This window comes from Helicobacter macacae MIT 99-5501, from assembly GCF_000507845.1.
GTDB lineage: Bacteria > Campylobacterota > Campylobacteria > Campylobacterales > Helicobacteraceae > Helicobacter_B > Helicobacter_B macacae.
This window is the reverse complement of the sequence record NZ_KI669454.1, coordinates 331,579-355,167: the sequence shown is the minus strand read 5'-3', so window position 1 is coordinate 355,167 and position 23,589 is coordinate 331,579. Positions and strand designations below refer to the sequence as shown.

Annotated in this window: 19 protein-coding genes; 8 read left to right on the top strand and 11 right to left on the bottom strand. The window is 38.3% G+C overall.

The genetic code is table 11. The annotated features are described in order from the left end of the window. Nucleotides 1-5: 5 nt before the first annotated feature. The 6 genes from HMPREF2086_RS01520 to glyS all read right to left on the bottom strand — a co-directional run bounded on the left by HMPREF2086_RS01520 (nucleotide 6) and on the right by glyS (nucleotide 10,731). Nucleotides 6-3,062 (bottom strand): efflux RND transporter permease subunit, encoded by a 3,057-nt coding sequence (locus HMPREF2086_RS01520; protein ID WP_023926960.1) that lies wholly within the window; start codon nucleotides 3,060-3,062, stop codon nucleotides 6-8. Beyond that, a complete protein-coding gene (locus tag HMPREF2086_RS01515; RefSeq protein ID WP_023926959.1) occupies nucleotides 3,062-4,558 on the bottom strand; it encodes an efflux RND transporter periplasmic adaptor subunit in 1,497 nt (498 codons plus the stop codon). The genes HMPREF2086_RS01520 and HMPREF2086_RS01515 overlap by 1 nt, the downstream gene beginning before the upstream one ends. 44 nt (nucleotides 4,559-4,602) lie before the next feature. Then, nucleotides 4,603-6,237 carry a TolC family protein gene (locus HMPREF2086_RS01510; RefSeq protein ID WP_023926958.1) on the bottom strand — a complete coding sequence of 545 codons (1,635 nt, stop codon included), beginning with the start codon at nucleotides 6,235-6,237 and terminating at the stop codon, nucleotides 4,603-4,605. Nucleotides 6,238-6,270: 33 nt separating this feature from the next. Beyond that, the gene (locus HMPREF2086_RS12280; RefSeq protein ID WP_267902062.1) at nucleotides 6,271-6,396 is read right to left on the bottom strand and encodes a hypothetical protein; all 126 of its coding nucleotides are present in this window, start codon (nucleotides 6,394-6,396) and stop codon (nucleotides 6,271-6,273) included. Nucleotides 6,397-6,589: 193 nt separating this feature from the next. Continuing rightward, nucleotides 6,590-8,467 carry a hypothetical protein gene (locus HMPREF2086_RS01505; protein ID WP_023926957.1) on the bottom strand — a complete coding sequence of 626 codons (1,878 nt, stop codon included), beginning with the start codon at nucleotides 8,465-8,467 and terminating at the stop codon, nucleotides 6,590-6,592. 137 nt (nucleotides 8,468-8,604) lie between these two features. Then, nucleotides 8,605-10,731: a glycine--tRNA ligase subunit beta gene (gene glyS / locus HMPREF2086_RS01500; protein WP_023926956.1), complete on the bottom strand. Its 2,127-nt coding sequence runs from the start codon at nucleotides 10,729-10,731 to the stop codon at nucleotides 8,605-8,607. Nucleotides 10,732-10,801: 70 nt separating this feature from the next. Between glyS and HMPREF2086_RS10565 the strand changes: the two genes are divergently transcribed. The 4 genes from HMPREF2086_RS10565 to HMPREF2086_RS01480 all read left to right on the top strand — a co-directional run bounded on the left by HMPREF2086_RS10565 (nucleotide 10,802) and on the right by HMPREF2086_RS01480 (nucleotide 15,168). Beyond that, nucleotides 10,802-12,199, top strand: a complete 1,398-nt coding sequence (locus HMPREF2086_RS10565; protein WP_023926955.1) for a hypothetical protein — start codon at nucleotides 10,802-10,804, stop codon at nucleotides 12,197-12,199. A 224-nt stretch (nucleotides 12,200-12,423) separates the two neighbouring features. Further along, nucleotides 12,424-13,167, top strand: coding sequence for a 3-oxoacyl-ACP reductase FabG (gene fabG, locus HMPREF2086_RS01490; protein ID WP_023926954.1), 744 nt, complete (start codon nucleotides 12,424-12,426; stop codon nucleotides 13,165-13,167). 73 nt (nucleotides 13,168-13,240) lie between these two features. Next, complete coding sequence (gene acpP / locus HMPREF2086_RS01485) at nucleotides 13,241-13,474, top strand: acyl carrier protein (protein ID WP_023926953.1); 234 nt, start codon at nucleotides 13,241-13,243, stop codon at nucleotides 13,472-13,474. Between the two features lie 422 nt (nucleotides 13,475-13,896). Beyond that, entirely contained in the window at nucleotides 13,897-15,168 is a 1,272-nt protein-coding gene (locus HMPREF2086_RS01480) for a beta-ketoacyl-ACP synthase II (RefSeq protein WP_023926952.1), read from the top strand. Nucleotides 15,169-15,665: 497 nt separating this feature from the next. On the opposite strand, the gene HMPREF2086_RS01470 is transcribed toward HMPREF2086_RS01480, so the two are convergent. The 5 genes from HMPREF2086_RS01470 to HMPREF2086_RS01450 form a co-directional block, all read right to left on the bottom strand. Further along, the gene (locus HMPREF2086_RS01470; protein ID WP_023926951.1) at nucleotides 15,666-16,361 is read right to left on the bottom strand and encodes an HAD-IB family hydrolase; all 696 of its coding nucleotides are present in this window, start codon (nucleotides 16,359-16,361) and stop codon (nucleotides 15,666-15,668) included. A 197-nt stretch (nucleotides 16,362-16,558) separates the two neighbouring features. After that, the gene (locus HMPREF2086_RS01465) at nucleotides 16,559-16,759 is read right to left on the bottom strand and encodes a hypothetical protein (protein ID WP_023926950.1); all 201 of its coding nucleotides are present in this window, start codon (nucleotides 16,757-16,759) and stop codon (nucleotides 16,559-16,561) included. After that, complete coding sequence (locus HMPREF2086_RS01460) at nucleotides 16,750-16,968, bottom strand: hypothetical protein (RefSeq protein WP_023926949.1); 219 nt, start codon at nucleotides 16,966-16,968, stop codon at nucleotides 16,750-16,752. Before HMPREF2086_RS01460 ends, HMPREF2086_RS01465 begins: the two co-directional genes overlap by 10 nt. A 59-nt stretch (nucleotides 16,969-17,027) precedes the next feature. Next, entirely contained in the window at nucleotides 17,028-18,206 is a 1,179-nt protein-coding gene (locus tag HMPREF2086_RS01455; RefSeq protein ID WP_023926948.1) for a pyridoxal phosphate-dependent aminotransferase, read from the bottom strand. Continuing rightward, a complete protein-coding gene (locus tag HMPREF2086_RS01450; protein WP_023926947.1) occupies nucleotides 18,206-19,423 on the bottom strand; it encodes an ATP-grasp fold amidoligase family protein in 1,218 nt (405 codons plus the stop codon). The genes HMPREF2086_RS01455 and HMPREF2086_RS01450 overlap by 1 nt, the downstream gene beginning before the upstream one ends. Before the next feature lie 121 nt (nucleotides 19,424-19,544). Here HMPREF2086_RS01450 and HMPREF2086_RS10560 point away from each other — a divergent pair, with 121 nt between their 5' ends. The 4 genes from HMPREF2086_RS10560 to HMPREF2086_RS01435 are packed head-to-tail and all read left to right on the top strand — an operon-like array spanning nucleotide 19,545 to nucleotide 23,562. After that, nucleotides 19,545-20,630, top strand: a complete 1,086-nt coding sequence (locus HMPREF2086_RS10560; protein ID WP_148374454.1) for a glycosyltransferase family 2 protein — start codon at nucleotides 19,545-19,547, stop codon at nucleotides 20,628-20,630. Further along, nucleotides 20,627-20,752, top strand: a complete 126-nt coding sequence (locus HMPREF2086_RS12275; protein ID WP_023926945.1) for a hypothetical protein — start codon at nucleotides 20,627-20,629, stop codon at nucleotides 20,750-20,752. Before HMPREF2086_RS10560 ends, HMPREF2086_RS12275 begins: the two co-directional genes overlap by 4 nt. 40 nt (nucleotides 20,753-20,792) lie before the next feature. Beyond that, the gene (locus tag HMPREF2086_RS10555; protein ID WP_023926944.1) at nucleotides 20,793-22,490 is read left to right on the top strand and encodes a TDP-N-acetylfucosamine:lipid II N-acetylfucosaminyltransferase family protein; all 1,698 of its coding nucleotides are present in this window, start codon (nucleotides 20,793-20,795) and stop codon (nucleotides 22,488-22,490) included. A gap of 25 nt (nucleotides 22,491-22,515) precedes the next feature. Further along, complete coding sequence (locus HMPREF2086_RS01435) at nucleotides 22,516-23,562, top strand: glycosyltransferase family 2 protein (protein ID WP_023926943.1); 1,047 nt, start codon at nucleotides 22,516-22,518, stop codon at nucleotides 23,560-23,562. Nucleotides 23,563-23,589: the final 27 nt, after the last annotated feature.

Sequence of the window (23,589 nt, the reverse complement as noted above, 5' to 3'; positions counted from 1 at the left end):
ATTTGCTAGATTCTTATCTTTTTGGCGATGATTCTAAACATAGCAGGAAGTAGCAAAAGTGTCAAAGCACTAGAGGTTACAAGCCCGCCTAGCACGACAATAGCAAGTGGTTTTTGCACCTCGCTCCCCACTCCGCTTGAAAGTAGCATAGGGATAAGCCCAAATGCTGCGATAAACGCCGTCATAAGTATCGGGCGCAAGCGTCTTTTTGCCCCACGCACAACCGCTTCATCGACACTATATCCTTGATGAATAAGCTCTTTGAAATACCCTATCATCACCACACCATTTAGCACTGCTATACCAAATAGCGTGATAAATCCAATACTCGCAGGCACAGAGAAATACTCACCCGAAGCAAATAGCGAGATAAGCCCACCCGTAACGGCAAATGGGATATTTAGCAAAATCATCAATGCCAAAGGCACGCTTTTAAATGTAAAAAATAAGATAAAAAATATAACTACAATGCTAATAGGGATAACCACAGCAAAGCGTGCATTTGCCCTCTGCTGATTTTCAAACTGCCCACCATAAGTGATGAAGTAGTTTTCTGGCAATTTCACTTGAGCGGTAATTTTTGCTCTTGCCTCATCGACAAACCCTCCCAAATCTCGATTTTCTACATTGCTTCGCACTACACTCATACGGCGATTATTCTCACGCACTATCGTTACAGGTCCATCGACTTCTTTTATCTCTGCGATAGAACTTACAGGCACGACATAGCCCTTTGATGAAAACATTTCTAGGGCTTCTAGCTTGGTAATATCACTAGCGATTTCTGGCTCTTGGCGGATAAGCACAGGGATTCTAGCCACGCCCATAGGGATATAAGACACCAAAATCCCCTCTAGAGAGCTTTTCATAAACTTTGAAAACTCATCAGTGCTTACACCGACATTACTCATAATGTGCTTCTCTGGCGTGATATAAAGATAGTTTACCCCCTCATTTAGCGTAGTAAATACCTCGCTACTCCCTCGCACACCTTGCAAAATCTCTTTGATTTGCTTGCTTAGGGCATTTAGCGTAGGTATATCATCGCCAAAGATTTTTATTGCCAAATCCCCCCGCACACCCGTTAGCATTTCGCTTATACGCATATCGATTGGTTGCGTGAAAGTAAAGCTAATCCCTACAAACTGCTCTAAAGAAGCGGCGATTTTTTTGATAACCTCATCTTTTGTCTTTACTTGCCACTGCTCTTTTGGGACAAAAGATATAAACATATCAGTTTGGTTTATCCCGCCTAAATCAAGCCCCAGCTCATCTGTCCCCGTGCGAGCAACTAGGGATTTTACTTCAGGGACAGAAGATTTGATAGCTTTTTCTATGCGCAAGATTAAATCGCGTGATTGTGGGATAGAAATCGATGGCGTAGTTTCTACCATTAGCACGACATCTCCCTCATCAAGGGTAGGCATAAACGCCCGCCCGATAAAAGGAAAAAGGCTCAAAGCAAGCACCAAAAATATAAGCGCACTTGCGATGACTAGCTTTGATTTTTCAAGGCAGAAGTTTAGGGCTGGCTCATAGATTTTGTTGATATGTCGCATAAGCCAAGTCTCGTGATGCTCCTTGCTTTTTAGCACGATAGAAGCGATGACAGGGATAACCGTTATGGAAAGCACAAGCGAGCCAAGCAAGGCAAAAACGATACTTTTGCCAAGTGGACCAAACATTTTGCCCTCAATTCCCTCTAGTGTGAGGATAGGCACAAAAAACACAATGATGATGATGATACCACTAACCACCGATAGCGAAATCTCTTTGCACGCACGATATAGGGCGTGTAGCTTTGTCGTGGTGGTGTTTGTGCTAAGTTTTTCAAAAGCGTTTTCTACCATTACCACCGCAGAATCTACCAAAATCCCAATAGCAATAGCAAGCCCGCCTAAGCTCATTAGATTGGCACTCATTCCGCTTAGATTCATACAAATAAACGCCACGCTAAGCGCACAAGGCAATATCACGCTCACAGCTACCGCTGCACGCAAATCCCCCAAAAACAAAAATAGCAAAATCACAATCAGCACAATAGCTTCAATAAGCACCTTTGTTACATTATTTACTGCCTTTTGCGTCAAATCACTTCTATCATAAAATACATTTAGGCTTACCCCATCTGGCAAAAGTGGCTTTAGCTCATCAAACTTCTTATAAATCTCTACGATTGTATCTCTAGAATTTGCTCCCTTTAGCGATAGCACCATTCCTTGTGTGGCTTCGCCTACGCCGTCTTTGGTTACAAAGCCTAGTCGTGTAAGCGAGCTAGTCTGCACTGTGGCAAAGTCCCCGATTCTCACAAAGCCAAACTTCGTCTGTATGGCTAGCTCTGCGATTTGCTGTGGGTTTAGCGCGGCATTTTGGATTTTGACTAGGAAGTTTTCTCCATCTCTATCTACGCGTCCCGCGCCGTCATTTTTTAGGCTTGCTTTTAGGACTTCTTCTAGCTCGGTTATTGTTATGCCAAGCCTTGCCATATCGTTAAAATCTGGCATAACAACAAACGCCTTTGCAAAGCCACCTAGCGAATTGACATCAGCTACACCTTTGATTTTGCGCACTTCGGGGCGAATGGTAAAATCTAGCAATATGCGCTTCTCCATATCGCTAATATCCCCCTCAATAGTAAACATAAACATATCAGAAAGAGGCGTTACAATGGGTGCTAGACGCACTTCTACGCCATCTGGCAAATCATCTATTGCATTTGCAAGTCGCTCATTTGTCATTTGCCTTGCTAGATAAATATCTAGGCTATCTTCAAAATCTAGCACAATATCAGCTATGGCATATTTAGAATTTGAGCGCAAAAGTCTTTGGCTAGGAAGTCCTTGCAGCTCTAGCTCCAAAGGACGCACTACGCGATTTTCCACTTCCTCTGGAGCCATTCCGGGAGCTTTGACAGAGATTCTTACCTGCGTAGAAGACACATCTGGAAAGGCATCAATAGGAATACTAATAAAGCTATACCCACCAAATACAAGTAGCCCAAAGCCAAGTATGAGGATAATGATTCGCTGGATAAGGGAAAATTCTATGATTTTTGCTAGCATTAGTGCCCACTCCCTCCTATACCGACATTGTTTATAAGCCCTTTTAGCGCGATTAGCGAGCCTGAAGCGACTTTCTCATCGCCCTTAAACCCACTAGAATCTATCACAAAAGACTTACTTCGCTTCTCTACGATATTTACCACACGAGGTATGTAGCCCTCTTGGGTTTTGATAAATATTAGATTGTCTTTGCCGTTTTTGATAATCGCATCGGAGGGGAGCGCAAAAGTGCCCTTTGGCTGCTTGCCCTCTATGTAAATATCTGCGACTTCACCTACGCGAAAGACGCCTTTTTGGAGTTTGGCAATAGCAGTTATGGAGTTGTTTGTCTTATCTATGACAACTGATACGGTAGAAATATCCCCCACATACTGCCCTTGCTCGCTATATACTTTAGAGCCCGGGACTACATAGTCTGATATAGAAGCAGGAATCTTTATGCGTGCAAGCAAATCACTGCTCTTTGAGATTCTCACATAGGGCGTAAATGCGGGGATTTTCTCCCCTGTGGTTTTTGGCGCGACTGACAAAATCCCACTAGAGCTAGCCACTACGCGAAATCCACTTTTGCCTTTAGGGTTTTTTGGGTCTATGCCAAATAGCTTAAATGAGTTTTCAAGCTGGCTAAGTTTTAGGTATAGCTCACGGCTAGCTAGATAGCTTGTTTGGTATTCTCTTTGTGAAATCACGCCTGATTCATACAGCCCTTTGTCTTTTTGAGCGACTTCTTGGGCTACTCGGTAGCGATTGCGTGCGTTTTCTAGCTCGAAGTAGGAGTTATTTAGCTCATTAGAATTTATCTCACATATCTCATCGCCCTCATTTATCGCTTCCCCCTCACGCATAGAAATCCCCACCACCACGACATCAAAAGTCGAGCTTTGTGTAGCAGACTCCTTGTCATCAAAGTCGATAAGTGCGTTAAAAGGCACACCTCTAGTGATACTTGGATTTTGTATAGGAATGTCTTTTATGCCAAGCCCTTGCGCTTGAGAAGCACTTACTTTGACTTCCTCATATTTGGTAGAAGTATCTCCTCTAGATTCTTGCGTGTTTAGCGCGGGGTATTGCGAGTTTTGTGGATTTTGCGCGTTTGTGCCAACGCTTTTTGGTGTATCTAAAGGGCTTTGTGGATTTTGCAGGGCTTGTGGCACTTGGCTAGAGCTTGCAAAATCTTGCTGGCTTGGCTGGAGATTTTGTGGGCTTTGTGAGAAATCTTGCTGACTATCTTGCTCTACAAGATTTTGTTCTTTCATCTGCTCTTGTGTAAAATCCTGCGAAGAATGCGTATCTTGAGCTTGATGAGATTGCTCACTGTGTGCCATTGATTGTTTGTCTTGTGCCATATCACTTGTAGCGATAAACACGATAAGTAGCACCACCACAAGCACCGCACTAGCGACAAGGGCAATCTTTCGCAACAAAATTTTATCGGCAAGCACTTTATTAGCCCTCATTTTGATTAGCTCAATTTTTTGTAAAAAATCTTCTCTCATTTATCGCTCCTTATACGACTTTTGCTACTTTTGGCTAGTAAGCCCTATTGTAGCATTTCCCCTAGTGTCTCTTCTAGCATTGATTGGATAGCTATGTATTCTAGCTTGGCATCAGCAAGTGTGATAAGGCTATCCATATACGCGTTTTGGTAGGTGAGGTATTCAAAAAGGCTAATTTTTTGCGCTTCATAGGCGATTTTGCCCATTTCTACTAGCCCTTTCTTGTTTTGTATATTTTCCTTTTGTAGCTCGATATAGCTTTTTTTGTTCCTTAATTGCTCATAGTAAGAATCTAGGCTTATGGCTAGATTTGTCTTAGTGATTTGAGATTCTGCCAATGCGCCGCTATGTAGGGCTAAAAACTTGCGCTTTAAGTGGGTGTTTTTGGGCGTAAAGGGAAGTGGGACACTCACGCGAAATTTCACACCATCGCTTGACTCTGCGTGGACAACCCCTGCACCTATCTCTATGCTATCAAACCTCTCTCGGCTAGAGATTTTGGCATTTGTCTTATAGTCTTTTGCCTGCAAATCCAAAATCTCGGTATAAAGCGATGAGTTTAAATTCTCCCTTGCCTTTGGCAAAGATATTTGCGCGTAGGCAAAATCTAGCCCCTTTACCACGACATCTCTTCGTGGTGATAGGATTTGCTCCTCAATGTGCCTAGATAGATTTGCCCCTTTTTGCGCTCTCTCATAGTCATCATACTCACTTGTGCCATTATCTGCACCAAAATCTGCGCCACCACTTGCGCTATCACTCGTGCCAAGCTGGCTAGAATACGCGGATTCTGCAAACTCATCAGGCAAGACAATCTCTCCCATCTCCACACCCAAAATCTGATGAAGCTGTCTTTGCAAATCAAGTAGCTGGGTTTGGGAGCGCATTTTTAGAAGCCTAGCGTCCAAATACGCGTTATTAAAACTTATGTAGTCTTTTTTGGACATACTACCCGCATTTAGCTTGGCTTGAGCGATTTGGAGCTGGGACAAAAAATTGCTCTCACGGTGAATATAAATATGATATTTTTCTTTGGTTATAAGATAAGTAAGATAGAGCTGCTTAGCCGAAATAAAAGCAAGATTTTTATAAAGATTGTAAGTTTTTTGGTATTGCAAAGTTTGCAGGCTTAGGGATTTGTGTAGTAGTGTCTGCACCCAAGGGAGTTTTGGCTTTAGCAAAAAAAGCGCGCTTACTTCTAGCTCTCTCCTGCCATAGCCATTTTTGGTGCTATCGCCCTCCACTTCGGCATAGGGGCTTTCCCAAGAGTTGTAGGCTTTTTGGGATTCTAGCAGGCTTGCAAAAGTGGCTTTGCTTTTGATAAGGTTAACATTTCTTGCCTCCACAGAATCAAAAAATGTCTCTTTTGTCAGTTCTGTTAGTGGCTCTTGCAGGGTGTTTTGCGAGCCGTCTTTTGAATTATTTTGTGAAGTGTCTTTGTAGGACTTTATCACAGATTTAAAATCAAGTTTTGGTAGATTTGAATCTTTGCTGCTTTTTTTGGCACTTGATTCTTTGGCATTTGCCGTATTTGCTTGGGGATTTGCCTGTGCTAGCGTGAGTAGCAAAGGCAACACACACAAGCAAAATCCACCAATCACATTTTTGGTAAAAGTATTCATAGCAAATGCTCTTTGTGGATATGGAATCAAAGCAATGTCTCTTTGTTCTTTTTTCACTTTTTATTTTCCTAATACAGATTTTTGGCAGACTTATTGTGCTTTATTATTGATTTTATCTAGCACAAAATCTAGTTTAGATTTTTGATTTGACAACGCTACAAATTTGGCGAGAAATCTTTGCGCAAAATACGCACTTGGGCTAGATTCTACAACCATTTCTTAACCATTTAGCAAATCGTGGTTAAACCGATTCTAAACGACTTTGCTTGTGGCTTCTTGCTAGATTCACGAGCATTTTGCCTACCCAAAAGCCCCAAAATCAAGCACTCCACACACATACGCAAAAATCATACCAACCAAAAAACATTATCGCCTTGCTACCGCCATTACCACCGATAAGAGCACACAATCAAAACATATACCCTAGCCATAGTTTTGATATAAGTGATTTTGACTGCATAGAGTTTGGCTTAGCCCACTCATCTATGTAAGCAACCGTAAGGTGTAAGTGTATATTTGCTAGAGACAGCTCTAGCTCGCCTACTGCTTGATTGGAAAAGTGGCTGTTTTCTAGGCTACCATTGGGGAAAAACACACTTCTACCATAGCCGATAAATCCACCAAACTCTTTTATCGCCTTTTTTCCTGCACGGCGATAATCTATGCGCACATAGCCACTTTGCCCGCCCTCACCGTAAATGTAAGTATTGTATTCTAGTGGGTTGTTATCTGCATATATTGGTAGTAAGTCTGTTGCACCATTTTTGTCATTGCCTACATATCCCGCTGCAAGTGTGAGCCCCCCAAAATGCGCCCTACCCTCTAAATGAAGCATACCGCCATTTAGCTCGCCAAAGCCGTTTTTGAAGCTGTTTTTTTTATAGCACACTAGCCCTGCATTTGCAGCGGCTTGGTGCGCGGTAAAGTTATTACCCCCACACTCGCGATAATTTAGCGCACTATAAGGCTCTTGCACCCCTGCGGTTACAAAATTTGCGTGCAGCAAAAAGCTAAAATTCGTATCTTTTGCTAGCTCCTTTGTGGCAAAATCTAGCTTAAACCCAGCCACCGCATAAAGACTATGCAGATAGTTTGCATAGATTCTAGCTTGGAGATTTTCACTCTCATAGTTTGCATCAGCATAAAAATTCATCTTCAAATCATAGCCTTGATATGCTTCATAAAGTCGCTTGATATGCCCAAAAGCAGAGTTTTCACTAGGGTTTGCATAGCTTTGACGATAAAATCCACCAAAAGCAAGCCTAACCCCGCTAATATGCCCATAGATTTCCCCACCCTCTAAATAGTCCCCAAGCCACTCATACCTCGCACCATATCTCCCTATGCGCACCCCCAAAGTCTCACTTTTGTTTAGCACACCCACATATAGTCCTGCGATATGTGCTTTGTCGCTTGTGAGAAAAATATCTTTGGCTTCGTCATTGTTGATAAAAAGCGAGATGATTTCAGGTGTGCCTCTATCGACATTTTTGCGTCCTATGTCGCTTAGGTGTGCTAGGGCTGATAGCGTGCCTCCTAGATAGATTCCTGCTAGCTTTGGTGTCTCAAAGGTAAATCGCGCAAAAAGTGCACTATACCCACTCTCAAACCTATCTCCAAGCACGGGGGATAGCATTTGAGAGCGGATACTCGCATAAGTGGTAAATGAAGAGATTTCGATATTTTCTAGTCGCAAAAACTTGCCTAGCTCAAAGTAGGGTTGGGTTTGCTGTGTTTGGATTTTGCGTGCAGAATCTGTATAGAAATTTGTCTCATAGTCTGGCGCAGAATCAAATGGCTTGTATTCAAAGCGACTAGATTGCTCCGCTTGCTCGCTAGCGTGGATAGAGCCAAATTGTGGCTTATTTGGCACTTTTTTGCGAGAATGCAAGACATTCCACGCTTTTTGTTGGCTTGGGCTTTGTGATTTTTTGGATTCTTTGTGGGCATTTAGCTTAGATTGCGTGTCATCTTGCGCTTCTTGTGATTCTTGTGCTTGGGTAGATTGGGATAGATTTTGTGAGATATTTTGAGAATCTTGCAAAGAAAAATCTTGTGAGTTTGATTCTTGCTGGCTAGATTCTTGTAAGCTAGACTTTTTGGAGCTAGATTCTTGTTGCTTTGCACTACTTGCTTGTATGGTATTTTCTTGGGTAGCTTGTGTGGCTTTGGCATTTGTGCCAAGCCCAACCACAAATGCCAAACTAGCCAAAAAAACAACAAAACGCATAAAGACAACGCTTGCAATATCTTTTTGGCTTGCAACCTCTTTTTGTGTATTTGGCATATTTCCCCTTAAAATTTCAAACTCTTAAAACGCGATACCACGAGTGATAGCTACCTAAGCGATAATCTCGCCTTAATAACCACCTCTTAATACTTGGTAGCTTAAAATCTAAGCCGCCCACTACATAGCTAAATCGCCTAAATAGCTAGCTCTTTTAAGTCGCCCACTTGCTTAAACGCGCTATAAATTGCAAAAATAAGTGCCTTGCGATTTGCCCTAATTTGTGGATTTTCATCATTAACAAGCACGGAAGCAAAAAACTCCTCCAAAGGCGACTTTAGGCTAAAGAGGGCTTCTAGGAAATCTTTTGGATTTTTGTATGTGTCTTTTTGCTTGCAAATCGCTTCAAACGCGCTATAAAGTCCTTTTTCTGCTTTCTCGCTAAAGAGAGTAGAATCAAAATTTGCTTGAGTAGAATCCATATCTTTTGTGATATTTGCCACGCGCTTAAACACCGCTATAAGCTCCTCCCTATCATCTCTTTTTAGCAGTTCTTGCAAAGCTTTTGCATTTTCTCTCATCGCTTGGACTTGCTTGTTTTCGCTTTTTAAGACACTTCTAAAAACTTGCGTGCTTATGTCTTTTTCAAATATTGATTCTAATCGCTCCATAAAAAAGTCTTGCAATAGTGATAAATCAAACTCTTTGTAGCCACCACTATTTTTCACACTTTTGGCAATCTCGTCCAAAAACGCCACATCTAGGCTAAAATCACTATTGCCAAACACATCGCTTAATGCGATTTTTAGCACGCCATTTGCCGCCCTGCGAAGTGCAAATGGGTCTTTTGAGCCGCTTGGGATTTTGCCTATACTAAAGAGCGAAAAAAGGCTATCTAGCTTCCCACTCATCGCCACCACCGCACTTATCTCGCTACTAGGCATTGCCAAATCCTTTGGCAGATACTGCTCTTTTATGGCTTTAGAAATACTAGAATCTAGCTCTAGCGCATAATACCCACCCATAATCCCTTGCAACTCGGGAAATTCTCCCACCATTTCGCTTAATAAATCTACCTTGCTAAGCCTAAGGGCTTCATCTACATTGTGAGAATCCACCTCGCTTAGTCCATAGTGCTTGCACAAAAACGCACCGATAGCCTGCTCTCTGTGGGTTTTATCTAGCATACTTCCTAGCCCATCGACAAAGGCGATATTGCCTAGAGGATTTTCGCTTCCCTCCTTGCTAAAATGCTTTTTTAAATCGTTTTGGTAGAAAAACTCCGCATCGCTTAGTCGCGCTCTTAGCACCTTTTCATTGCCTTTTATGATAGGCACACACTCCTTGCTAAGTGAGTTTGCCACAAACACAAAGTGATTGCATAGCTGAAGTTTTTGAGCTTTTTTGTGTGCGACAAAATACCGCTGATTTTCCCTTGCTGAAGTTTGGATTACCTCCTGTGGCAGGGCTAAAAACCGCTCCTCAAAGCTACCCAAAAGCGCGGTAGGAAACTCCGTAATCGCCACCACTTCGCCTAATAAATCATCATCTCTTTTTACCTCTATACCCTCCCTTGCTTCAATCTCATCAATCTGTGCCAAAATCCTCCTCTCTCGCTCTCTCTCATCTAAAATCACACCGCCTGATTCTAGCACTTCCAAATAATGGCTTAGCCCTTTTATCTCTACCCACTCAAAGCCTTTATCTCTATGGACTTTTGTGGCAGCTAGATAGGCTACTCCGTAGTGAGTTTGACACTCGCTAAAATCGCTAGATTCTAGCGGATTTATCCGCTCCCCTCCAAGCAATATCATAATGTTGTGAATAGGGCGAATAAAACTAGCTCCACCATTTACCTTGCTATCGCCCCAGCGCATTGTTTTGCCAAAGTTTAGACTAGCTAAAAATCCTAGCACGATTTTAGGCAAAATCTTTTTGGATTCTACCCCTGCTATGACACGGTTTGCGTATAGCACTTCTTTGCCATCTTTTGTGGTAGTTTGGATTTGGTTTTTTTGTATATCTGCTTTTTTTAGGAAGCTTATGCCAGCATTGCTTAGCTCGCCATTTGTGTAGGCAATACTCACAGGAGGACCAAAAAACTCCTTTATCTCATCAGCACTCCTAATAGGAAAATCTCGGCTAAAAATAGCGATTCTGCGCGGAGTGAAGTGAATCTCACATTGCGCTTTTAGCCCAAATTCTGCTAATTTGGCATTCCATTTGCTAGGGATATTTTGCCACTCTTTTAGAAACGGCAATGCGGGCAACTCCTCTGTCAAAATCTCTATGAGCAATTCTTTGGTATCGGTGGTGCTTGTCATTTGATTCCTTTTATGCTAAGCGCGTATAAAATCGTAATTGTATCAAATCAAATCAAAAAGGCTTCTCTTTATGAGCAAAAAACAAATTCTACAAAAAACAAAACTATGTGCAAATATATCTACAAATGCACCTGCAAATCTTCGTGCAAAATTGCTTGCAAATATTTTTGCAAAAGGATTTGATAAAGCATTTGCAAAATTGCTTGCAAAGCAAAAACCACTTATCCAAATCCTATCCAAACCCAAAATCCTAGCACTGCTTTTTTACTCACTTTTTGCTGTGTTTGGGCTATTTGTGCTAGGGATTAGCCCTCTTAGCGCAAACCAAACCAAGCCAGACCCTGCGGTATTTCCACAATATGAATGCACCGAGCCAAAAAAATTCTCAAAAACACAAAGAGATAACATAATCTATGCTTACAATTTCGGTGCGCCTCACGGGATGGGCTACACACTCGCAGCTATCGCGTGGCAAGAAAGCTGTGCGGGCGTGTATATGATGAATTTTTCTGACCCAAGTGCAGGGCTATATCACGCCCATATACCTGTGGTGCTAAAATACTACTCCAAATACGAGGACAACGCTTTCACGCGCAATGTAATGGGACAAATGCTAATAGATAATCGCCTCTTTGCTAGCCAAATCGCCCTTGATACGCTTTTGTATTGGCAGAAATACCACAAAGGCAATCACAAAAATACCATAAAATCTTACAACAAAGGCTTCAAATGGCAAAAAGACAAAGAAAACAACACCCTAGCAGAATCCTACTACAATAGCGTAAGCAAAAAAATGCGTGCGCTAGAGACATATATCCCGCGCTACTCAAGGGTAAAAAACCAAAGCCTTTTTGTCGAGCTAGAAGACAAAAACAAACACTTAGAACAGACATTTAGGACACTTCAAAATGCCAAAAAAATCGAAAAAAAAGAATCAAAACAACCCCCAAAGCAAGAATCTAAGCCAAATACTACGCCAAACATCACGCAAAACGCCATAAGTGCCACCCCAACTACCCAAACCCCTCCAGCTACTGCAACCCAAAAAACACAACCAGCTCAACCTGCACAAACCACCAAAACAACCAACCCACCAAAAGAACAAGAATCTACAAAAGACACCACAAAACAGCCCAAAAAGCCACCCATAAAGCCATTTATTGAGCCCAAAAAGGACGCTCCCAAACAAAGATTTAACGAGGGGCTTGATAATGATGATTTCATAGAATTGCCTATAACACAACGAAATATAAATGAGCTAAGTCCAAAAACCAAGCTAGCAAAAAATCACACAACTACCAACGCAAGCACTTCTACAAATGCTCGCAAAAATACTAGCGCAAATACTCGCCTACAAAACCGCACAAATCAATCTAATAGCCAAAATAACGCAAGCCAACTAAGTCAAAAAATCCAAAAACTTGATGAACTTTTTGATGATTTTAATCTCATCTTTGAGGGGAATTAGATTTTTAATTTTTGCACAAATTTTAGCTGATTTTGGCTATGCCAAATAATTCATCAAAGCACCAAAATCCTAAAACAAGCCTAAAGTAAAAATTTGCAAGAAAAAAATGTGCAACCAAAAATATATGACTAAATAAAAATTTTATTGTATATTTTTAGCTAGGATTTTGCGTTTAAAACTTGATTTGACAAAATCTTAAAATAAATCATAAAGGGAGCAAAGCTATGAAATTTAGCGGAAAAAATGTGCTTATCACAGGAGCATCACGAAGTATCGGAGCGCAAATCGCTCGCACACTTGCAGGCTATGGACTAAAAGTGTGGATAAACTACCGAAGCAAGCCCGAAGTGGCAGATGAGCTAAAAGCGCAAATAGAATCTAGTGGTGGCAAGGCAGCAGTGATTGAATTTGATGTAACGAACGAAGAAGCATTTTGTGCTGCAATCTCTGCGATACTTCAAAGCGATGGCGAGCTAAGCTACCTCGTAAATAACGCTGGAATCACCAATGACAAGCTAGCGATGCGAATGAAAACAGATGAGTTTATAAGCGTGATTGATGCAAATCTAAAATCTAGCTTCATAGGCTCAAGAGAAGCCCTAAAAATAATGAGTAAGCAAAGATTTGGCGCGGTGGTAAATATCGCTTCTATCATCGGCGAGAGAGGCAATGCTGGACAGACAAACTACGCCGCTAGCAAGGGCGGAATGATAGCAATGAGCAAGAGCTTTGCCTATGAGGGTGCGCCTAGAAATGTCCGATTTAACTGCGTAACTCCGGGGTTTATCGCCACAGATATGACAGAATCTCTAAGTGAGGAAGTCAAAGAGGGCTACAAAAAAAACATTCCTCTTGCTAGATTTGGGCAAAGCAGCGAAGTAGCTGAAGCAGTAGCATTTCTGCTAAGTGATAGTGCAAGCTATATCACAGGCGAAGTGCTAAAGGTAAATGGTGGTTTATATATGTAATTTTGCTTTTTTTATTGATTTATAGGAAAATTTTGCTAAAATAGCGCACTAACAAACTTTGAAGGAGCACACAATGGCTTTATTTGATGAAGTAAAGGAAACAATCGTAAAGGAACTAAGTGTCGAGGCTGACAAAGTAACTGCTGAAGCAGAATTTGTCAAAGACCTAAACGCAGATTCTCTTGATGTTGTCGAGCTTATAATGGCTTTGGAAGAAAAATTTGGCGTGGAAATCCCTGATGAAGAAGCAGGCAAAATTGTAAAAGTAGGCGATGTTGTGGCATTCATCGAAGCAAACAAAAAATAGCGCAAAAAAAAAGGCATTTAAGTTTTGATGAAATAGCATAAGGCTTTGCGTGGAGTGTTGCTAGAATCTTGCTGTATTATCACTATGTCGTTTATGTCATTGGCAAGATTCTAGTAAAGCCTAGCTGGATTTTGGCAGAATATATTGAAGTCTATTAGTCTTTTGAAGTCTAAAATCTACTGAAATCTGTCAAAATCTTTAATTTAAGGCTTAGATTTGCATTGTATTTGAGGCATTGCGTTATCAGTGCTATTAAAGCTAGTTGCTAGCACTATGAGATTTTCTGTGATTTTTAGCCCTTGTTATGCTTATGTGTTCTTATCTAGGATTTGTGTAGTAGGCTTAAGACAAGTGTTGATTTGGAAAAATGACAGAAAATCTTAGAAAATGTAGATTTTTTGATTTGAGATTTAAGGAGCAATATGCGGCGCGTAGTTGTAACGGGCATTGGTATGATAAATGCGGTAGGACTTGATAAGGCGCAATCTTTTAAGTCTATCATTGAGGGTAGATGTGGCGTAAGGCTGATTCAAAGCTTTGATGCGAGCGATTTCCCCGTCAAAATCGCAGCTGAAATTGAGGGCTTTGACCCTGAAGAAGTCCTAGACCCTAGAGAAGTAAAAAAAGCAGATAGGTTTATCCAGCTCGCTCTAAAAGCCTCCAAAGAAGCGATGAGAGAAAGCGGACTGCTAAATAGCGATGGCAAAGTCGATGAGAATCTAGCTGAACGATTTGGTGTAAGCTCGGGTGCTGGGATTGGCGGACTTGCAAATATTGAGAAAAATTCTATCGCTTGCTTTGATAAAGGACCTAGACGAATTAGCGCGTTTTTTATCCCATCTGCACTTGTGAATATGCTAGGTGGCTTCACCTCCATAGAATTTGGGATAAAAGGACCAAATCTAGCGAGTGTAACAGCTTGTGCAGCAGGCACTCACGCCATAAGTGAAGCTACAAAAACGATAATGCTAAATGGTGCAGATAGGATGCTAGTCATCGGTGCAGAATCTACGATTTGTCCTGTGGGGATTGGTGGTTTTGCCGCGATGAAAGCACTTAGCGAGCGCAATGATGAACCACAAAAAGCCTCTCGTCCATTTGATAGAGATAGAAATGGCTTTGTGATGGGAGAGGGTGCAGGAGCTCTAGTGCTAGAAGAATACGAAAGTGCGAAAGCAAGAGGAGCGAAAATCTACGCTGAAGTAGCAGGATTTGGCGAGAGCGGAGATGCAAATCATATCACTACCCCAGCTCCAGAGGGAGAGGGCGCATATAGAGCGATGAAAGCCGCACTATCTATGGCTAGCACTTGGGCGCAATCAAACGGAGGAACAGACACTATCAAGGTGGGCTATGTAAATGCGCACGGCACAAGCACAGCATATAATGACTTATATGAGACAATGGCACTAAAAAAGGTATTTGGCGGAAAAGATAGTGTGCCACCTGTAAGCTCGACAAAGGGACAGATAGGGCATTGTCTAGGTGGAGCAGGAGCGATAGAAGCAGTAATCTCAATAATGGCTATGAATGAGGGAGTGCTACCCCCCACAATCAACCAAGAAAACAAAGACCCACAGTGTGATTTGGACTATATACCAAATGTCGCAAGAGAAGCAAAAATCCAAGCAGTTATGAGCAATTCATTTGGCTTTGGTGGGACAAATGGCGTAGTGATTTTTGCAAAGGTATAAACTAGCTATTTGCTAGAAAAATAATCTCTAAAATTTCATAGCACTAAGCCAAATCGGGCTAGTCCAAAAGGTGTATGGTTTGGATTACAAACTCTTACTATCCCATTATGTATCATTTCTTAAAAATTAAAGATATATAAAAAGAGTTTTCAAAGATGAGATTCAAAAGTATAACATAGAGTCTTACGAAAATACTATATCTTTCTTTTTGGGACAAATATCCTTACCCTAGCCATATTATAGACGCAAAGAATGGGTTTATAACACCATAATGAAATTTCTAAACAATAAAAAGAATTTTGATATTGTAGATAAACAATATGGCTTTGAATTTAGGGATTATCTCAAACTTATTGAGGGAGTATCATTAAATGAAACAAGGTATGTCAAAAAATATAAAAAGTATAAAAGACTTTCTAAGATTGCTACAATAATTGTGTTTGCAGAGTTTTTGCTTGTGTTTTGTCTTTTAATAAATTAGCCACTATTTCTATTCCTCACATAATCTCATATCCCAAGATTTTTGCCCATAATGTATCTTTACCACATTCTACCACCACAGGATTGCCCACAAATGATAGTAGCGGTATATCACTAGGACAATCGCTATAAAAATAGCTTTTTTGCAAATCAAACTCGCTTAAATTGATTCGCTCTACTAGCTTATATAGCTTTCTATGTTCCATTGTGTGGATTCCATTCATATTGCCTGTTAGGATTCCGCCATTAGATTCAATCTCAATAGCGATGATATTTTCTCTTGGAATCCCAAAATAATCCGCAAAATATTTTATATATATTTCAAGTCCGCCAGAGACGATAGCGATTGTATGTCCTTGCGCCTTATGCCATTCTAATTTATTTATTATCTTTTGATTTACTCTCTTTAAAAGTTCATTTTGGACATAATCTTTTGCTAGATTTTCAGCTACTTCTACTTCTAATCCTCTTAATGCTTCAAAATGCACAGGTTTAGTATCATTTGGCATATATTTTTTAAGAAATGGTAATTTTGTGCGCTTATACACGCTTCTAGCTAATCTATGATATATTTTCTTTAATCCACGCGGTTTTTTATATTGCTTTGCAATGTGTGGATTGTGCTGTTGAGCTAGAGATAGAAACGGCGGAATGCTTTGTATGGATACAAGCGTCTCGCAAAAATCAAAAATGGCTAGAGTTTTTTTATTCATATTAAATCCTTTGAATCTCTAAGTTTTATTATTGTTGCTTTTAGAGTTTGTTTTATCTTGCAACAAATCAGCTTTTCTTTTGTCTAACGCTTCTTTTGCCAATCTATTAAATTGCGCCATATTCTTATTAGTATATGCGTTTTCTCTCTTGACTACATCTAAGATTATTATCATGCCATCATCATTTTCATAAAAAGTTATAAAATCGCTCTAATGCCAATATTTATCTTAAATCTACTTGCTTGGGAATTAGTGAGTTTTTCAACTTGTTTGGTTTTGACAACTTCATCATAATTATCGGCAAAAAATTTTAGCTTCTCAAAGATGAATTCTATTTGTTTATCGTCAAACTCTTTTTCTATGTGCTTGTAAGCATTATCAATGATTTCTAATTGCATCTTGCGGCTTTGATTTTATTTATCGCTTCTTCTATAGTATAACCTCTCGGGCATCCATCGCTATCCCATTTTTCAAAGGCTTCTTTGGCTTGTTTTTCATCTAAAAAATTCGCCCAAAGCTCATCTACCTCTTTGACTTTGATAAGCTCATCAGCGGACAATGAATCGTAAAATTCCTGTATATCTTTCTCGTTAAGTTCTCTTGCCATTTTGTTGCTCCTTTATTGATAATATTGAATTTATAGCATAAAATCGCTAAAAGTTAATTTTATCTTGCTTTATTTATCCCTCCAAATAAATCTTTTAAAGAGTTTAATATCACGCTATTTTCCTCTTTTGTGCGACTTGCAAGTCGCACAAATTCACCATTTAGTCCTATTTTATCATTGCAAGTTCTAGTGTAGATTCCATACTTTAATAGCATTTTGATTACAAAATCGCTACTCTTAACTCCATTCACCAACTCTAAAAGTGCAAAATTTGCCTTTGAAGGATATACTTTTAATCCTTGAATCTTTGCCAAATCGTTGAAAAATTGTTGTGTTTGAGCTATATATTTTTTACGCACAATTTCGTATTTATCTCTAAAATCTTTTGTTCCATAGATTCTAAAAAAATACTCACTTAATCCATTAGAATTCCACAAATAGCCATTCTTTAGCAATTTGTCAATTTTTGATTTTTGCATTATGGCGTATCCTGCGCGAATCCCAGCAATGCCAAAATCTTTTGACATACTTTTTAGCAAAATCACATTATGAAATTCCTTAAATAGTGCAATATAAGAAATAGGCGTAAAATCAGCATTTTCAAACGCAAAATGTATAAAACTTTCATCAATTATCACATTTTCAACCTCCGCTAGATTTCGCAAAATCTCACGCATAGAATCTAGTGGCAAATAATCCCCATTTGGATTATTTGGGTTTATAATAATTACGCTTTGTGGCTTATGTTTTTTGACAAAATCAATATAAGATTCAATGCACAATTTATAATCATTCTCTTTAGGTAAATCATAATAAATAACTTGTGTTTGTGGTGTTACAAATTCATAATATGATGAAAAAGTGGGGATATTCACGATAATTTTATTGCTTGCAAAATTATGCAAAATCGCTTGAATCGCTTCTATCGCACCATTTGAAACAAAAATACAATCTTGTTCTATATCTAAAGATTGCGATAAATATTGAGATATTATCGCATTTTGCGATGGATAAAATTCTAATATGTCACGCAATTTCTTTGAATCAATAAGTTCTTTTTGTATATAATCCATAAACAAACTTGTCGCATAAGGATTTGATAAAAAACACGCATCAATATCTATGTGAATTTGTGGTATTTCTTTCGCAATAGTAAAAATACTAGGACTATGTGAGCCAGAAGCGTTTTTTAAGGTTTGCATTTTTTGCGCTATTTCGCGTTCTTGTATTGTTAGCATTATGAATCCTTTATATGCCACAAGTTGCCAATGATTTTGTCGTATTCTATGGGGACAAATTTATCCACGCCTCCCATAGGCGTCCAAGTCAGCTCTCCCACAAAAGGCGCAAACGCACCATTGCCACAATCAATATTATATAAATCCACCCTAACATAGTTGAAAGGATTCGCCAAAATATGAGCAATGTTTATCATTGATTGAAGCGTGGTGGGAATGCTTGGAATCTTTTTTACCTTACTATTATCATAAGCAAGTCCAAATGGAGTGAGATTCCACTCATAGTCCATAATAGCGCGTTGATAGTTATCGCTAAATCGCTCGGTGGTTACTTGGATAAAATTATGCGCTTCGTTGCCCTTAAAAATATGGAATTTATAAGTCGTAGGGTCGGCATTATCTTGCAATAGCAACTCCTCCGCAAATACTCTAGGCTCAATGTCTTTGTAGTGGTATTCTTTAACAAATTCATAATAATTTCTAGCTAAATGTTTTCTTAGCTTTTGCATTTCTTTATTAAAATTATCTTTATTTGCTAAAAAATCTTGCTTATTTGGCACTAGCACCACGCCACCACAATCGTGATTTGTCTTTAATACAAAAGAATTGGGTAATTTATCAAAGTCTATATCATCTACACTTTTCCAAATACCATAAAGTTTGGGTAGAAATTCACAAGCATTTGTATCAAAGAGTTTAGATGAAAGGGAATCAATGGGTTGTTGTAAAGTTTGGAGTGTGTTTGAATCAATAGAATTTGAGCTGTTTGAATCGTCTGAAATATTTGAATTGTTATTTTGCTTTGAATCCCTTAAATTATCCTTAGATTCAGCTAAATTTAGGTTACGCTGTTCTCTCTCTCTCTCTCTTATGCCTATATTATCCTGTGTGAATCCTTGTAGTTTATTTGCTATATAGATTCTAGCTTTTAGTTTATCTGCCAAATAAGTATAGATAGGATTTCTATCATATAAGATTCGATGAATGATTTTTTCATTAAAAGTTTTTGGATTCTTAAAATCAGCTTTATATCCAAATATATCTTTATGCCTTAAATACAAAAATCTTTCATCATCTGTCATAAATAGTGTTTCTCTATTTTTTATTGAACGAATAGGGTGAAATATGACCTTATATATTAAAGATTTGCGAATAGGGGCTTTGAATCTTTGAAACGCACTTTGTGGCTTAGTTTGTGTATCTTGTGTGTTTGGCATTGTTTAGCATAAGATCCTTTCTTAAGGTAAATTAAGCATTATACCAAAATATGCATTTAAATATGTTACAATAGCGTTACTTTCTGCGCATGACACAAAAGCGTCCTCCATAAGAAATTTTGTGTCTGATTTATGTAGCCCCACAGATAAGGATATTGCTTTGTTTAGCTTAGAAAATGTCAAATTAGCCTGTCTAATGCCAACTTACAATAAGCAAGATACTCTTGCCAAAGCGATAGAATCAGTAATGATGCAAAAGGCAGATTTTGCCTATAAGCTCGTTATTTTAGATGATTGCTCAAGCGATGATTCTTATGCTATTGCACAAGAATATAAAAAGCGTTATCCAGACAAAATCGAAATCGTGCGCAATGAAACAAATCTAAAATTGCTAAAAAGCATCACAAATGGATATTCGCTATTAAAAGGCGTTGATTATTTTTGTGTGCTTGACGCTGATGACTATTATATTTATGACAAAAAATTTGCCGATGCGGTGGCTTTTTTGGAATCGCATAAAAACTATGTGATATATATGTCAAATGTTATATTACTTAAAAATAATGTCAAAATGCCTTACCACAGAATTAACCAAGACTTTATTGACTTCGATTGGAATGATTATATAATGGATAAAGGTATTCTTATGCAGACAGGTGGTATGGTTTATAGAAACATATATTTCAAGTATGGAATAAATGAAGCGTTTTTGATAGGAACAAAGCAAGATTATGGATATGCTTTACGTTGTGATGCCTTTATGCTTCCATACCATCTGAGTAGTGGTAAAGCGCATTTTGTTAATAATTTAGAGAGTGTTTATAACTACAATAAATGTGGAATTTGGTCTGGCTTACAGTCTTTTGAACAAAACTTGTTGCAAGCCTTGTTATATATCGCCTTATCTGACTTTTTTCCTAAAAGCAAAGACTTTTTCTTAAAAAAAACTAAAAGATTATATGATTTAGCAATAGAAGAACTTAGACACATCGATGAACATATAATCACAAAAAATAAAGATTTGATTTTTTATATCTATTCACAAACCTACCTCAGCAACAATCCAATCTTTTACAATAAAGACTTAGAAAAATTGGATCTTTCCATTGTGCAGCAAATTTTTTCAATAAAAAATACACCAAATAAACGCTACAAAGTTTTGACTATTTTGGGGATAAAGATTAAATTTCAAATGAAAGCCAAATGAATATAGCAGTCATCATCGCAAGATATGTTAGGCTAGTCGCTGGAGCTTGTCTAGAGGATATGGGCAATGAAATTTGCATAGATATAGATAATATAAATTTCCCAAAAGATAAAAAACTTTGAGTGCTATCAAATAGGAAGAAATAATTAAGGAGAAATAGTAATGGAAGTAAAATTTATACAACGATTGATAACAAAATATAAGGAAAAAAGAAAAGCAAAAGGGATAAATAAAATCATAAAGCGATACAGGTTTATCCACATAATGTTTAATGACAAATTTTGCAAGCCTTTTGTGGATTTTTTAAATAGAAATTTTGACGCAAAAGAGCATTTAGTCCTTTGCAAAAGGTGGTTTGATGAATTTCCTTTCCCGCAAGGAGAGAATGTCATAGAAATTAAAATGTTTCGATATTTAAATTTTAAAAGGGTCGAAAAAGTATTTTTTCACTCTTTATTTGACCACGAATCCATAAAATACCTCTACAAGCATAAAGATATTTTAAAAGAAAAAGCCTATTGGCAAATTTGGGGTGGAGATTTGTATAATGCGCCACGAGATGAGAAAAATGACTTTGTAAGAGAAAATTTTAGGGGCTATATTACCGATGTGGATGGCGACAGAACTGTATTAGAAAAACGCTATGCGACTAGAAAAAATAAAAAATTTTATCACGCAACATATACCTTTCCTGTAACGCTAGATATGATAGATAAAGCCAAAAATTCACTCAAAAAACGAAACGCCACCATTATCCAAATCAACAATTCTTGCGATGACTCTACCCTAGAAATGCTTGACATACTATCAAAATTTAGAGATGAAAATATCATCATAAAAACGATTTTATCCTATGCCAAACTTGAATTTAAAGAACAAATCATTGATAAAGGCAATGCCATCTTTGGTGATAAGTTTGAATTCATTGAGACGATTTTATCGCCACAAGAATATGCTAAATATGTCAGCGAAAACGATGTGCTGGTGTATAATCAAAATCGCCAGCAAGGCTTGGGCAACTCTTTCCTAGCCCTAGCATTTGGAACAAAGCTCTACATCCGCTCTGAAATCAGCACTTATGACTATCTCATCTCAAATGGAAACAAAGTCTTTGACAGCACCAAAATAGCACAAATGGGCTTTGCAGAATTTATCGCTATTGATAAAGAGACGAAGCAAAACAATATTCAAAATTCATCAAAATTTTTTAGCGACGAATATGCAAAAAATTTATTTGAGAAAGTGTTTAATGATTCATTGGAGTATTGGCAAAATCGTGCTAAAAAGCACGGTAAACACTCTGTGTATAATATGGCACACCCACTAAATGAGCTAGAATCTGTCGATAAATATCAAGAACAGATTTACTCAAATGTGCTTAAAAAGCATTTAGATGACAATGGGGGGGGGCAGAAGCTAGTGGCTTTAGATTTTGGATGCGGACCGGGGAGATTTGAGCCTATGCTTTCAAAGATAGCACACAAAGTCTATGCGACTGACCCCATATCTACGCTCATAGAACTTGCACCAAAGATAGATAATGTGGAATATCTATTGCTTGGCGAAAATGAAAAGATAGCCTTGCCTAGCGATAGCGTGGATTTGGTTTTTGTAAGCCTTGCACTTGGTGGTATAGTCGATAAGTCGCAGCTAAAAATGGCAATAGATGAGCTAAAACGAGTGGCAAAGCAAAACGCGCTGTTCTTCATAGTGGAAAATACCGCAAAGCAAGATAATCAAAAGTATTGGCATTATAAAAGTGCGGAGGATTATGCAAGTCTATTTAAGCCAATAGAGCTAAAACTAGAAACGACCTATGAGGACATAAATGAAGAGATTAGCATAATGGTGGGGAGATGAATATAAATCGCAGAAAGGGTAATAAATGACAAAAAAAGCATATAAACTTTGCGTTCTGATGCCTTCATATAACAAAGGTTCATACATAAAAGAAGCTATTGAGTCTGTTTTGACTCAAAATACAAATTTTGATTTTCAGCTTATTATCACAGATGATGCTTCTACCGATGAGACATTAGACATAGTGCAAGAATTTCAAAAAGCACATTCACATAGAATCACATTACTTACTTCAAAACAAAATCAAGGCTTGTTGTCCAATATTATCAAAGCTTACAAAGAAATGAATTGTGAATACTTTTGCGTCTTAGACCCTGATGATTATTATACGGATATGTATTTTTTGCAAAAAGCAGTTGATTTTTTGGATAACAATAAAGATTTTAGCATTTATGCTAGTGGCGTAATGATTATAAATGCTGATAATACACAACATAAAAGAGAAAATATAAAAGAGGACTTTGTGGATTGTGATTTTGATGATATGCTAAAAGATAAAGCTGTCTTAGGACACACGACAGGTTCTATTTTTAGAAACAACTATATCAACGATGAAGTTATACGATTTTTGGAGTCCAAATGCGCAAATGGGGATACATATAAAGAAGTTGCGTATAGAGAGGATGATTTTCGCAATAGAGTTCATTTAACAATGGGAAAATCTCATTTTGTCAATGAAATTGTAGGAGTATATAGATATGTTGCAAACGGACTTTACTTTGGTGCCAATAGGCTTAGACAAATCAATTTAGGAGTTCGTGCTTATCTTGATATGTATGATTATTTTGGGAGAAAAAATTTAGAGTGGATTGATTTGGCTACAAATAGGTTATTTGCTATTGACATAGAAATGCTTAAACAATACGCTGATATTAAAGATGTTATAGAACTAACTCATATTTTACATAGAATATCAACCTTTAAGCAATTTGAAAAAAACCTAAAACTCTATTTAGATAAAGATGAATTAAAAATTAAAAAACTATCCTTACGATACAAGCTATTATATAAAATTTATAAATATCTTGACAAAAAAATAAGACGCAAAGTAAACACAACTAGCATTACCTAAGTAGCCCAAAAAATAAGTAGAGTAGCG

Excerpts from the sequence above, each read along its gene's own strand:
- HMPREF2086_RS01520 (WP_023926960.1), bottom strand. The coding sequence starts at position 3,062 with ATGCTAGCAAAAATCATAGAATTTTCCCTTATCCAGCGAATCATTATC.
- HMPREF2086_RS01515 (WP_023926959.1), bottom strand. The coding sequence starts at position 4,558 with ATGAGAGAAGATTTTTTACAAAAAATTGAGCTAATCAAAATGAGGGCT.
- HMPREF2086_RS12280 (WP_267902062.1), bottom strand. The coding sequence starts at position 6,396 with ATGGTTGTAGAATCTAGCCCAAGTGCGTATTTTGCGCAAAGATTTCTC.
- HMPREF2086_RS01505 (WP_023926957.1), bottom strand. The coding sequence starts at position 8,467 with ATGCCAAATACACAAAAAGAGGTTGCAAGCCAAAAAGATATTGCAAGC.
- glyS (WP_023926956.1), bottom strand. The coding sequence starts at position 10,731 with ATGACAAGCACCACCGATACCAAAGAATTGCTCATAGAGATTTTGACA.
- HMPREF2086_RS10565 (WP_023926955.1), top strand. The coding sequence starts at position 10,802 with ATGAGCAAAAAACAAATTCTACAAAAAACAAAACTATGTGCAAATATA.
- fabG (WP_023926954.1), top strand. The coding sequence starts at position 12,424 with ATGAAATTTAGCGGAAAAAATGTGCTTATCACAGGAGCATCACGAAGT.
- acpP (WP_023926953.1), top strand. The coding sequence starts at position 13,241 with ATGGCTTTATTTGATGAAGTAAAGGAAACAATCGTAAAGGAACTAAGT.
- HMPREF2086_RS01480 (WP_023926952.1), top strand. The coding sequence starts at position 13,897 with ATGCGGCGCGTAGTTGTAACGGGCATTGGTATGATAAATGCGGTAGGA.
- HMPREF2086_RS01470 (WP_023926951.1), bottom strand. The coding sequence starts at position 16,361 with ATGAATAAAAAAACTCTAGCCATTTTTGATTTTTGCGAGACGCTTGTA.
- HMPREF2086_RS01465 (WP_023926950.1), bottom strand. The coding sequence starts at position 16,759 with ATGCAATTAGAAATCATTGATAATGCTTACAAGCACATAGAAAAAGAG.
- HMPREF2086_RS01460 (WP_023926949.1), bottom strand. The coding sequence starts at position 16,968 with ATGGCAAGAGAACTTAACGAGAAAGATATACAGGAATTTTACGATTCA.
- HMPREF2086_RS01455 (WP_023926948.1), bottom strand. The coding sequence starts at position 18,206 with ATGCTAACAATACAAGAACGCGAAATAGCGCAAAAAATGCAAACCTTA.
- HMPREF2086_RS01450 (WP_023926947.1), bottom strand. The coding sequence starts at position 19,423 with ATGCCAAACACACAAGATACACAAACTAAGCCACAAAGTGCGTTTCAA.
- HMPREF2086_RS12275 (WP_023926945.1), top strand. The coding sequence starts at position 20,627 with ATGAATATAGCAGTCATCATCGCAAGATATGTTAGGCTAGTCGCTGGA.
- HMPREF2086_RS10555 (WP_023926944.1), top strand. The coding sequence starts at position 20,793 with ATGGAAGTAAAATTTATACAACGATTGATAACAAAATATAAGGAAAAA.
- HMPREF2086_RS01435 (WP_023926943.1), top strand. The coding sequence starts at position 22,516 with ATGACAAAAAAAGCATATAAACTTTGCGTTCTGATGCCTTCATATAAC.